The sequence below is a fragment of the uncultured Roseovarius sp. genome (assembly GCF_947259555.1).
Classification (GTDB): Bacteria; Pseudomonadota; Alphaproteobacteria; order Rhodobacterales; family Rhodobacteraceae; genus Roseovarius.
The window spans coordinates 1-12,155 of the sequence record NZ_CAMYMD010000082.1 but is presented as its reverse complement, the minus strand read 5'-3'; the positions used below and the strand labels follow the sequence as shown (position 1 = coordinate 12,155).

Sequence of the window (12,155 nt, the reverse complement as noted above, 5' to 3'; positions counted from 1 at the left end):
AGGGTGCGGCCAGCTCGATATGGCCCATACGCTCGCGCCGGACCTTTTGCAGCGTCACCTCGACGCCGCATTTCTCGCAGACAACACCGCGATACTTCATGCGCTTGTATTTGCCGCAGAGGCATTCGTAATCCTTGATCGGGCCAAAGATCCGCGCACAAAAGAGACCGTCACGCTCGGGCTTGAACGTGCGGTAGTTGATGGTCTCGGGCTTCTTGATCTCGCCGTAGGACCACGACAGGATCCGCTCGGGGCTGGCCAGTGAGACCTTGATTTCGTCGAACACCTTGGCCGGGGCCACGGGGTTGAACGGGTTATTTGTGAGTTCCTGGTTCATTTTCAAATCCTTAAAGGCTGGCGGTGAGGTGAGGGGCAACGCCGTTTTCTTGCAAAGAAAACGGACCGGACCCTTTGAAAGGGTCCGGCGCGTTGCGCTTACTCATCCTCCTCCGCATCCAGGAGTTCCATGTTGAGGCCGAGGCCCCGGACCTCTTTGACAAGCACGTTGAACGATTCCGGAATACCGGCCTCGAAATTGTCCTCGCCTTTCACGATGCTCTCATAGACCTTGGTCCGGCCCGCCACGTCGTCCGACTTGACGGTCAACATCTCCTGCAAGGTGTAGGCGGCGCCATAGGCTTCGAGCGCCCAGACTTCCATCTCACCAAAGCGCTGACCACCGAACTGCGCCTTGCCGCCCAGAGGCTGCTGCGTGACGAGGCTGTAAGGCCCGGTCGAGCGCGCGTGGATCTTGTCATCGACAAGGTGGTGCAGCTTGAGCAGGTACTTGATGCCCACGGTCACCGGGCGCGCAAACTGCTCGCCGGTGCGCCCGTCAAAGAGCACCGACTGGCCACTCTCGTCAAAGCCCGCACGCTTGAGCGCGTCATTGACATCCGGCTCCTTGGCGCCGTCAAAGACGGGCGTGGCGATCGGCACACCGCGCGTGACGGTGCTGGCCGATTCGACCAGCGTCTGCTCGTCCATGTCCGCGAGACCTTCTTCATAGACGTCATCGCCGTAGGCAATGCGCATCGCCTCGCGCACAGGGGTCAGATCGCCGGAGCGGCGATATTCCTGCAACGCCTCGTCGATCTTGACACCGAGACCGCGTGCGGCCCAGCCCATATGCGTCTCAAGGATCTGGCCGACGTTCATCCGCGACGGCACGCCGAGCGGGTTGAGACAGATATCGACCGAGGTGCCATCGGCGAGGAACGGCATGTCCTCGACCGGGATCACCTTGGAGATCACACCCTTGTTGCCGTGACGCCCGGCCATCTTGTCACCCGGCTGAAGCTTGCGCTTCACCGCGATGAAGACCTTGACCATCTTCATGACACCCGGCGGCAGGTCGTCGCCGCGGCGCACCTTCTCGACCTTGTCCTCAAAGCGGGCATCGAGCGTGCGCTTTTGCGCCTCGTATTGCTCGTGCAGCGCCTCGACGATCTTGGCGTCGGCCTCATCCTTGAGGGCCAGCTGCCACCACTGACCCTTGGTCAGCGTTGCCAGCAACTCCTCGGTGATGTCCGAGTTGGCCTTGACGCCCTTGGGCCCCTTGACCGCGACCTTGCCGAGGATCAGCGTTTTCAGACGCGCATAGATGTTGCGGTCGAGAATTGCCAACTCGTCGTCCCGGTCACGTGCCAGACGCTCGACCTCTTCCCGCTCGATCTGAAGCGCGCGCTCGTCCTTTTCCACACCGTGGCGGTTGAACACGCGGACCTCGACCACCGTGCCGAAATCACCCGGCTTGACGCGCAAGGACGTGTCGCGCACATCGCTCGCCTTTTCGCCAAAGATGGCGCGCAGGAGTTTTTCCTCCGGCGTCATCGGGCTCTCGCCCTTCGGGGTGATCTTGCCCACGAGAATATCGCCCGGCTCAACGTCAGCCCCGATATAGACAATACCGGCTTCATCGAGGTTGCGCAGCGCCTCTTCACCGACGTTGGGAATATCGCGGGTGATCTCTTCCGGCCCGAGCTTGGTGTCACGCGCGGCCACTTCGAATTCCTCGATATGGATCGAGGTAAAGACGTCATCCTTGACGATCCGCTCGGAGATCAGGATCGAGTCCTCGTAGTTGTAGCCGTTCCACGGCATGAAGGCCGTGATCACGTTCTTGCCAAGCGCCAGTTCGCCCATGTCGGTGCAGGGGCCATCGGCGATGACCTCGCCCTTCTGGACAGTGTCGCCCACCTTGACCAGCGGCTGCTGGTTGATGCAGCTGTTCTGGTTCGAACGCTGGAACTTGCGCATCCGGTAGATATCCACCCCCGGATCGCCGATTTCCATGTCCTCGGTGGCGCGGATCACGATCCGCTGCGCATCGACCTGGTCGATCACCCCGGCACGTTTCGCCATGATCGCAGCGCCTGAATCGCGGGCAACGACACCCTCGATCCCGGTGCCCACAAAGGGCGCCTCGGCGCGCAACGTCGGCACCGCCTGCCGCTGCATGTTCGAGCCCATCAGCGCGCGGTTGGCGTCGTCATTCTCAAGGAACGGAATGAGCGAGGCCGCGACCGAGACCAGCTGCTTGGGGCTCACGTCGATCAGGTCCACATGCTCGCGCGGGGCCAGCATGTATTCACCTGCCTGACGGGTCGAGACCAGATCGTTGACGAATTTGCCGCCGTCATCGAGATTGGCGTTGGCCTGTGCCACGGTGTGGCGCATTTCCTCGGTGGCGGACATGTATTGCACGTCGTCCGTCACCTGACCATCCACGACCTTGCGGTACGGTGTCTCGATAAAGCCATACTTGTTCACCCGCGCAAAGGTGGCGAGCGAGTTGATCAGACCGATGTTCGGGCCCTCCGGCGTCTCGATCGGGCACATCCGGCCATAGTGGGTGGGGTGCACGTCGCGCACCTCAAAGCCTGCGCGTTCGCGGGTCAGACCGCCCGGCCCGAGCGCCGAAAGGCGACGCTTGTGCGTCACTTCCGAGAGCGGGTTGGTCTGGTCCATGAACTGCGACAACTGCGAGGAGCCGAAGAATTCACGCACCGCGGCGGCGGCCGGCTTGGCGTTGATCAGGTCCTGCGGCATCACCGTGTCGATTTCGACCGATGACATCCGCTCCTTGATCGCGCGCTCCATCCGCAGCAGGCCGACACGATACTGATTTTCCATCAGCTCACCGACCGAGCGCACCCGGCGGTTGCCGAGGTGGTCGATATCGTCGATATCGCCCTTGCCGTCACGCAGCTCGACCAGCGCCTTGATGCAGGCCACGATGTCTTCGCGATCCAGCGTGCGCTGCGTGTCGGGCTTTTCGAGGTTGAGGCGCATGTTCATCTTGACCCGGCCCACGGCCGAGAGGTCATAGCGTTCTGCGTCAAAGAACAGCGTCTCGAACAGCGCCGCCGAGGCCTCTTCGGTGGGCGGCTCGCCGGGGCGCATGACCCGGTAGATATCCATGAGCGCGCTTTCGCGGTTCATGTTCTTGTCGGCGGCCATGGTGTTGCGGATGTAGGGGCCCACATTGATGCCGTCGATGTCCAGCACCGGAATGTCGGTGATCCCGGCCTCAAGCAGATCTTGCAGCGTACCGCCAGAGATCTCGCCCGCCTTGTCGTATTCCAGCGTCAGCTCATCGCCCGCCTCGACATAGATCGCGCCGGTTTCCTCGTCGATGATGTCACGCGCCACGAACTTGCCGACGATATGCTCGAACGGCACCAGAAGCTCGTTGACCTTGCCTTCGTCGATCAGTTGCTTGACCGCACGCGGGGTGATCTTTTTGCTTGCCTCGAAGATCACTTCGCCGGTCTTGGCGTCGATCAGGTCATAGGTCGGGCGTGTGCCGCGCACGCGCTCGGGGAAGAATTTGGTGACCCAGCCCTTCTTTTTCTTCAGCTTGAAATCGACCGTGTCATAATAGGCATTCATGATGCCTTCCTGATCGAGACCAAGCGCATAGAGCAGCGTCGTCACCGGCAGCTTGCGGCGGCGGTCGATCCGGGCAAAGACCACGTCCTTGGCGTCGAATTCAAAGTCGAGCCACGAGCCGCGATAGGGAATGATGCGGCAGGTAAAGAGCAGCTTGCCCGAAGAGTGGGTCTTGCCCTTGTCATGGTCGAAGAACACGCCCGGAGAGCGGTGCATCTGGGATACGATCACACGCTCGGTGCCATTCACCACAAAGGTGCCGTTGGGCGTCATCAGGGGCATGTCGCCCATGAACACGTCCTGCTCCTTGATGTCCTTGACGGATTTGGCGGCGGTGTCCTCATCGACATCGAACACGATCAGCCGCAGCTTGACCTTGAGGGGTGCTGCATAGGTCATGTCGCGCTGCATACACTCTTCGACGTCGTATTTCGGCTTTTCCAGCTCGTAGCTGACGAACTCCAGCACGCTGGTCTCGTTGAAATCCTTGATCGGAAAGACCGACTGGAACACGCCCTTGATCCCCTCACCGTCCAGCGGCTGGGGCTCTTCGCCGGATTTCAGGAACAGGTCATACGAGGATTTCTGAACCTCGATTAGGTTGGGCATCTCCAGCACTTCGCGGATTTTGCCGTAATATTTGCGCAAACGTTTCTGGCCAAGGTAGGTCTGAGCCATGGTCGATGTCACCTTTCATTTCTCACCGGTCGCGCGCGCTGTCGGGGCTCAGCGCCGCGGCCATCCGAGAGGGCTTGGTTCGATCCATTCCCGGCCATCGTCCCAATGACGGCCTCCCGATCCTGTAAACCTCGCCTTAAAGAAGCCCCGATGCGTGCAGGGCCTCTCTGAGACAGGTTTGGCCGGGCCCGGATTTCCCGGACCCAGCCTCAATTTCGCTCCGGGTTGCCCCGGCGCAACTTACTTCAGTTCGACCTCGGCGCCAGCTGCTTCCAGCTTGCCCTTGATCTCTTCTGCTTCGTCCTTGGAGACCTGCTCCTTGACGGCTTTGCCGCCTGCGTCGACCAGATCCTTGGCTTCTTTCAGGCCAAGACCGGTGATCGCACGGACCTCTTTGATCACGTTGATCTTCGATGCGCCTGCGGATTTCAGGATCACGTCGAATTCGGTCTGCTCTTCAGCAGCCTCACCGGCACCCTCTGCGGGGCCAGCCATCATCACAGCGCCGCCAGCGGCGGGCTCGATGCCGTACTCATCCTTGAGGATGGTTTTCAGTTCTTGTGCTTCGAGAAGCGTCAGACCAACGATCTCTTCAGCCAGTTTTTTCAGATCAGCCATTTTGACTCTTTCCGTTCTCTAGATGTGTTCCAACGTCGGGAAGTAAACCCCTACGCGAATGTTACAGTATGCCTTACGCGGCTTCGGCCTTCTCTTCGATGGTCGAAAGGATGCTCGCGATGTTCGAAGCAGGTGCGCCAATGGCCCCCGCGATGTTCGAAGCAGGTGCGCCGATCATGCCTGCAATCGTCGCGATGAGTTCATCGCGCGACGGCAGTTTCGACGTAGCTTCAACACCGGCACGGTCCAGAGCCGTCTCGCCCATTGCCCCGCCCAGGATCTCAAACTTCTTGTTATCCTTGGCAAAGCCCTCCGCGACCTTGGCAGCTGCCACAGGGTCTTCGGAGAAGGTGAGTACGGTCATACCCGAGAGGTAGTCTGCAATGCTTGCGCACGGCTTGCCCTCAAGGGCGATCTTGGCGAGCCTGTTCTTTGCAACACGAACCGATGCCTCTGCCTCACGGGCACGGGCACGCAGATCCTGCATTTCGGCAACTGTAAGACCCGTGTAGTGGGCAACCACTACGACGCCAGAGCTTTCGAAGATCTGGCCGAGTTCCTCGACCACTTTCTCTTTCTGGGCTCTATCCACAGTTTCACTCCAAATTTGGGGGTCTCCCCCCGGCTCAGTTTTGCCACCCCGGATGAGGCAGCGTTCGGGTCCAATGTCAGGGTCCCGAGGCCAAGATCACCCGAAGGCGCCTGCCCTCGCTGGAAATCTCATCTCGTTCCCCATCTCAGGAAGGAATTATTCGCCGCGATTACGACGAACCCTCCGTCTCGGACAGGACAGGGCCGAGTGTGGCCCCGCCATTCGCCCCCGGGATCGAAACCCCGGGCGCAAATTCTTATTCGACAGCGGCGCTGCTGACGTCGATCGACACGCCTGCACCCATGGTCGAGGTCAGGCAGATCTTCTTGACATAGGTGCCCTTGGCACCGGCCGGCTTGGCCTTTTGCACGGCAGAGACGAAAGCGCGGACATTCTCGGCCAGCTTTTCGGCATCGAACGACGCCTTGCCAACACCGGCATGCACGACACCGGCCTTCTCGGCCTTGAACTGCACCTGGCCGCCCTTGGCATCCTTGACCGCCTGCGCCACGTCCATCGTCACCGTGCCGACCTTGGGGTTCGGCATCAGGTTGCGCGGGCCCAGCACCTTGCCCAGACGGCCCACGACGGGCATCATGTCAGGCGTGGCGATGCAGCGATCAAACTCGATCTTGCCGCCCTGCACGGTTTCCATCAGATCCTCGGCGCCGACGATATCCGCACCGGCGGCCTCGGCCTCTTCGGCCTTGGGGCCGCGTGCAAACACGGCGACGCGCACGGTCTTGCCGGTGCCGTTAGGTAGACCGACAACGCCGCGCACCATCTGGTCGGCGTGGCGCGGGTCAACGCCAAGGTTCATCGAGATTTCAACGGTCTCGTCGAATTTCGCGGTGGCGTTGCCCTTGATCATCGCGACCGCGTCTTCGACGGTCAGGTTATCCTTGCCAGCCGTCGCTTCACGCAGGGCGCGGGTCCGTTTTCCAAGCTTTGCCATCTTACTTCACCTCGATGCCCATGGAGCGCGCGGAGCCGAGAACGATCTTCATCGCGGCTTCGACATCGTTCGCGTTCAGGTCTTTCCACTTCGCTTCGGCGATCTCGCGCACCTGCTTGGTGCTGACGGTGCCGGCGGTGGCGCGACCGGGGGTCTTGGACCCGGATTGCAGCTTGGCGGCCTTCTTGAGGTAATAAGACGCGGGTGGCGTCTTGATGTCCATGTCGAAGGACTTGTCCTGATAATAGGAAATCACGGTCGGGCACGGCGCACCCGGCTCCATATCCGCGGTGCGCGCGTTGAACGCCTTGCAGAATTCCATGATGTTGATGCCGCGCTGACCCAGTGCGGGGCCGACGGGCGGGCTGGGGTTGGCTTGCCCGGCTTTCACCTGCAGCTTGAGCTTCCCAATGAGCTTCTTGGCCATATGGCCTCTCCTTTGCTTCCAACACCTTCGGGGCGCGCCCCTTCGGCTCTCTTGTTGTGTGGTCCGGTCCGGCGACCGCGGTCACCTCGCCTCCCACGGCGTTTGCCCATCCGATCCATGCCCCCGCAAACCGCGATGGCCGTTGGAGCGGCGGGCGCCCCGATCACACCTGCTTGGTGACCTGGGTAAATTCCAGCTCGACCGGGGTCTCCCGGCCAAAGATCGACACCGACACCTTGAGACGCTGGTTGTCTTCGTCCACTTCCTCGACCATGCCGTCGAAGTCCTCGAACGGGCCGTCGTTGACCTTGACCTTCTCGCCGATCTCGAAGTGAATCAGGGTGCGCGGGCTTTCTTCGCCCTCCTGCACACGATTCAGAATCGCGTTCACCTCGGCATCACGCATCGGCATCGGGCGCCCCTGCGGCCCAAGAAACCCGGTCACGCGGTTGATCGAGTTGATCAGGTGATAGCCCCGATCCGACATTTCCATGCGCACAAGAACGTAACCCGGCATGAAACGGCGCTCGGCGGTCACTTTCTTGCCCCGGCGGATCTCGATCACCTCCTCGGTGGGCACGAGAACCTCTTCGATCTCATCCTCAAGCGCGTTCTCGACGACGGATTGTCTGATCTGCTCGGCAATCTTCTTCTCGAAATTCGAGAGAACACTGACCGAGTACCACCGCTTTGCCATCGTCGACCTATGCCTTTTATTCTTACCGATACAGTGACCGGATTTGCGTATTCTTTTCAGACTCTTGTGCCTGTGCCCACTGAAACAAAAAGCGGCGCGCAACCCGAATCGCCGCGCGCCATGTTTCTAAGTGTTGCGTCAACTACCCCCGTTCGACACTAAATTCAAGGGGCCTGACGCGATTTTCCAAGGCTCAGCCGAAGAGACCGAGAACCCCCTGCAAACCGCTGCGGATTCCAAGATCGACCAAAGCAAAAAAGATCGCCGTGATCGTGGCCATGATGAACACCATGACCGTGGTCAACATGACCTCCCGGCGGGTCGGCCACACGACCTTGGTCACTTCCGAGCGGACCTGCTGAATGAACTGAAGCGGATTCGTGCGTGCCATGTGCGCTGTCTTCTCTGATTTCGCTGCTGAGCGCGACATACGCGGGCTGACCCGTGAATTCAAGGGCAGAAGGCGCGCGCCCCCTGCCCCCCTGTCTCAGCGCGTATCCGACGCGATACGCTCGAACGGATCAGGATACTCGGCAAACGGGTCAGGCTCCGGTTCGCGGCGCAGCCGCAGATCGGGCCAGGTTTTCCAGCCCGAGGCCCCGCGTCTGAACCGGCGGGTCAGCCGCGCCCGCAGGCGCGCCATCCGCTCTGCACCCAAAATGGCATAGCCCAGGAAAACCACCCAAAAGCCGGCGAACATGACGATCAGCACCGGAAGCGGCTTCCAGATCACCAGCGCAAAGGCCAAGGCCCATCCGGCATGGCGCGGCGCTGGACGAAACGCCTTCAACCGGTCCAAAAGGCCAGACGCACGCGGCGCAGACGGAGCACTGCGCGGCGCGGCCCGCTTTGGTGCCGGCTCGACATGATCGAGTGACACTTGCGGTGCGAGTTCAGGCAAGGCATGACGCCGTGTCACCCGACGCTCTTCCGTCACCAGCGCGCGGATCGTCGCCTTGGCATTCTCCACGGCAAGCTCTGTCGAGGCCGCGTCAGCGGGTGCACGCCCTTCGAACTCGGTTCTCTCAACAGGATAATAGGCATGCGGGTCATCCCCGCGCGAAATATGTGTTCTCATCGCAGCAATTCTCTCTGTCTCCCACGCCCCCACGCGGACCGGTTTTGAATCCCCCAGGACTGCCAAACCGATAAGTGGTCAATCTGCGGCGCAAATACGGCAAAACCATGGCAAACCAGCGGCGAAAATGCGATATGTCCATTTTTCACCGCAATTAAGATGGATTTTAAACGCTATTGCGCTCCGAAAGGCCTCAATGCCTGCTCATTCATAAGAGGTTCTTGAAAATTCCGCACGCGAAAGCGGTTGGAAATACAAATCCACCTGCCAAAAGCACCGGTCTCCGGGGCGCCACAGCGGATCGGACATGTCGACCACGCCAAAGCCCCGCTCCCGCATGTAGGCCACCATCTCATGAAAGAGCAGCGCCTCGGGCGCGATACGAAATCCATAAGTCTCTATGATGACGAGCGCCGCATCGGCCAGACAGCGCCCGGCACCTTCCAGAATTGGGACTTCATACCCGTGCGTGTCGAGCTTGATCAAGAACGGCCCATCCGACCGCTCAACGATGTCATCGAGCCGGATCGCAGGCACCTCTATCGCGCGCCGCCCTTCGGCGGGATCGGCCTTGCCACCGAACGGGTCATCTGCGTCGAACCGGATCGTCTCGGCGCTGTTGCTGGCGGCGGCCAGCACGAATCGGGTGCGCGGATGTGCCCTGCAAAACGCCTCAAGCGCGGGTTTGTGATGCGGGTTGGCCTCGACCAGAACATAACGGGCCTGCGGAATGTAGGCCATCGCCTGCGCCGTCCAGCGACCATCCGACGCCCCGACGTCGATCACCTTGCCGACATCGAGCCCGCGCCCGGCTATGCGCTTCATCGCGGCGCACATATGCGTCCGCTTGCCCTCGTGGAGACGACGACGCCAGCTTGGCGGAACGATCCGTTTGAGTACTGTCTTCATCCGCCGCCCCTGACATCACCGGCGACACGACGCTAGACATTGGCCTACGCAGGCGCAAGCCAGGTTACAACACCATGAGCTTTGAGATTTGGCAGGGGCAGCAGGGTTCGAACCCGCGACCTACGGTTTTGGAGACCGTCGCTCTACCAGCTGAGCTATACCCCTAGACTGCGGCGGTGTTATTGATTTTCGACACGGGCGTCAAGCGGGTGCCAGACACTAATCGCAGGTCCGGCAAACTGCCCCCCAACATGCGCTCTGCGCCATACTCAACCCCGTACCGCATTGCGCGGGGCCACCCCTCGGATCACGCCGCCGGACGCGCCTTGAACTGCGGGCTCTGCACCACGCCGCTGTCGAAAAGCTGCGCGATCTCGGTATCGCTCAGGCCCACCACATCGCCCAGCACCGCCTCTGTATCGGCCCCCAGCACCGGGGCCGCTTGCGGCGCGCTGCGGCCATGCCCGGAAAAGACCGCCGGATGCCCGGGCACCGGAAACTCGCCCAGCCCCGGCTGATCGAGCGTCTGGAACATCGGGTTCGCCGCGCTCAGGTCGGCATCCTCGGCCAGCGCCTCGCGCATGGTGCGAAAGACCGACCATGTCAGCCCAGCCGCGTCAAAATCCTCGGCGAACTCACTCACCTCGCGGCTTGCAAACCACGGGCGCAGAATGGCGGTGATCTCGCGGCGCAACTCCCAGCGCGCGCCCTCGTCATTCAGATCGCGCCCCGTGCGCTCGGCCAGCCCGGCCATCGCCGCCTCGGTGCCGGTGGCCGTGACCAGCCCGCGCCATTGCCGGTTGGTCAGGCCAATGACCATCACCCGCCGCCCGCAGGCGCAGACGAAATCCTGCCCGTAGGCACCATAGAGCGCATTGCCCGATTTGGGCCGGTCCCGGTCATTCACCGCAGCATCGCCGATCAGGCCCAGATGCCCCATGGTGGCCGCCGCCACATCCTTGAGCGACAGTTCAACTTCCTGGCCCCGACCGCGCCGCAACCGGTCGCGCTCGGCCGCCAGCAGCGACGACACCACCAATTGCCCCGCCACCAGATCCCAGGCGGGCAGCGCATGCGCCACCGGCTCCGGCCAGCCCACCGGGCCGGTCATCGCGGGCACGCCCAAGGCCGGGTTGACGGTATAATCCACCTGCGGCCGGCCCTGCCGGTCGCCCATCAGCGTGACCATGATCAGGTCCTCGCGGAATTTACTCAGCGTCTCGTAGTCCATCCAGCCCCGCACCCGCAGGTTGGTCAGGAACAGCCCCGCATCCTCGCCCGGCGCGGTGACGATCCGGGTCACAAGGTCCCGCCCCTCGGGGCGGCGCATGTCCACGGCGATGGATTTCTTGCCCTTGTTGAGCCCAGCCCAAAAGAGGCTCTGCCCCGAGGGCGCCAACGGCCAGCGCCCGGCATCGAGCCCACCGCCGATCCGGTCAAAGCGTATCACCTCGGCCCCCATCTGCGCCAGCGTCATCCCCGCCAACGGCACAGCGACAAAGGCCGAGCCCTCGACCACACGCATTCCCTTGAGTATTGCGCTCATAGCGTCTCCTCCCATATCGCCGTGGCCTGCATGCATTGATGGCCGTCCTGCCCGCTTATCAAGCGCAGCGCGCCGCCTTCGTCCTCGACCGCCATGATCTCGGCCTCGCGGCTGCCGGTCAGCAGCATCGGATGCACCGCCCGAAAATCAAACAACGCGGGCCTGCGCCCCCGCGCCCGGCACGCCGCCTGCATCAGCCACGTCGCCTGCAACGGCCCATGCACGACAAGGCCGGGGTAGTGCTCGACCTCCTGCGCATAGGGCAGGTCATAATGGATGCGATGCGCGTTGAAGGTCAGCGCCGAGTAGCGAAACAACAGCGCCTCGTTCAGCGGGCGCACGTCTTGTACGACGGGGTGTTCGGGCATCGGCTGTTTCGCGGGGGGTGAGAATGCCTCGGGGATATCGAGATAGACGATGTTCTGCACCTCTTCGATGGCCAGCCCGCGCTCGCCAAAGACCTGATGTTCCACCGTCACCAGAACCATCGGACCGGCGCGGCCCTGCTTTTCCTCGATCTTGGCCAGATGGGAGCGTTGCCGCAGCGCCTCTCCCACCCGGAGCGGCGCGCCAAGCCTGAGCTGTCCGCTCGCCCACATCCGCCGCGACAGGCGCACCGGCGGGAGAAAATCGCCCAGCACAGGGTGCCCGTCGCGCGCCAGTTCGGCAAGCGGCGCGGTCGGGTTGAAGCCACACCAATGCCAGAGCGCGGGCATGTCCTCGCCCGGCCCCGGCGCAGGCTGTCCCGCAGGGCCCAGCGT

The 12,155-nt window shown here is 62.2% G+C and carries 12 protein-coding genes and 1 tRNA gene; all 13 read right to left on the bottom strand.

Translation table 11 applies throughout. The features are described 5' to 3' along the window. On the bottom strand, positions 1 to 337 hold a 337-nt coding region (locus Q0X85_RS13280), incomplete at its 3' end, for a hypothetical protein (RefSeq protein ID WP_297772585.1). Positions 338 to 435: 98 nt separating this feature from the next. Beyond that, positions 436 to 4,572 (bottom strand): DNA-directed RNA polymerase subunit beta, encoded by a 4,137-nt coding sequence (rpoB, locus tag Q0X85_RS13275; RefSeq protein WP_297772583.1) that lies wholly within the window; start codon positions 4,570 to 4,572, stop codon positions 436 to 438. A 240-nt stretch (positions 4,573 to 4,812) separates the two neighbouring features. Next, positions 4,813 to 5,190 (bottom strand): 50S ribosomal protein L7/L12, encoded by a 378-nt coding sequence (gene rplL, locus Q0X85_RS13270; protein WP_297772581.1) that lies wholly within the window; start codon positions 5,188 to 5,190, stop codon positions 4,813 to 4,815. Positions 5,191 to 5,263: 73 nt separating this feature from the next. Continuing rightward, positions 5,264 to 5,782, bottom strand: a complete 519-nt coding sequence (rplJ, locus tag Q0X85_RS13265) for a 50S ribosomal protein L10 (protein ID WP_080456360.1) — start codon at positions 5,780 to 5,782, stop codon at positions 5,264 to 5,266. Between the two features lie 256 nt (positions 5,783 to 6,038). Then, complete coding sequence (rplA, locus tag Q0X85_RS13260; protein WP_297772575.1) at positions 6,039 to 6,737, bottom strand: 50S ribosomal protein L1; 699 nt, start codon at positions 6,735 to 6,737, stop codon at positions 6,039 to 6,041. A 1-nt stretch (position 6,738) separates the two neighbouring features. Beyond that, complete coding sequence (gene rplK / locus Q0X85_RS13255; RefSeq protein ID WP_297772573.1) at positions 6,739 to 7,164, bottom strand: 50S ribosomal protein L11; 426 nt, start codon at positions 7,162 to 7,164, stop codon at positions 6,739 to 6,741. 163 nt (positions 7,165 to 7,327) lie between these two features. Continuing rightward, positions 7,328 to 7,861, bottom strand: a complete 534-nt coding sequence (gene nusG / locus Q0X85_RS13250; protein ID WP_297772571.1) for a transcription termination/antitermination protein NusG — start codon at positions 7,859 to 7,861, stop codon at positions 7,328 to 7,330. 193 nt (positions 7,862 to 8,054) lie between these two features. Then, the gene (secE, locus tag Q0X85_RS13245; RefSeq protein ID WP_297772568.1) at positions 8,055 to 8,252 is read right to left on the bottom strand and encodes a preprotein translocase subunit SecE; all 198 of its coding nucleotides are present in this window, start codon (positions 8,250 to 8,252) and stop codon (positions 8,055 to 8,057) included. 96 nt (positions 8,253 to 8,348) lie between these two features. Further along, positions 8,349 to 8,939: a hypothetical protein gene (locus tag Q0X85_RS13240; RefSeq protein WP_297772566.1), complete on the bottom strand. Its 591-nt coding sequence runs from the start codon at positions 8,937 to 8,939 to the stop codon at positions 8,349 to 8,351. 204 nt (positions 8,940 to 9,143) lie between these two features. After that, entirely contained in the window at positions 9,144 to 9,848 is a 705-nt protein-coding gene (locus tag Q0X85_RS13235) for an FkbM family methyltransferase (RefSeq protein ID WP_297772563.1), read from the bottom strand. Between the two features lie 89 nt (positions 9,849 to 9,937). After that, positions 9,938 to 10,013, bottom strand: a tRNA-Trp gene (locus Q0X85_RS13230). A 142-nt stretch (positions 10,014 to 10,155) separates the two neighbouring features. Next, the gene (locus Q0X85_RS13225; protein ID WP_297772562.1) at positions 10,156 to 11,394 is read right to left on the bottom strand and encodes a CoA transferase; all 1,239 of its coding nucleotides are present in this window, start codon (positions 11,392 to 11,394) and stop codon (positions 10,156 to 10,158) included. Beyond that, positions 11,391 to 12,155: MaoC family dehydratase N-terminal domain-containing protein (locus tag Q0X85_RS13220; protein ID WP_366129992.1), on the bottom strand; the 765-nt coding region annotated here is incomplete at its 5' end. The genes Q0X85_RS13220 and Q0X85_RS13225, both read right to left, overlap by 4 nt.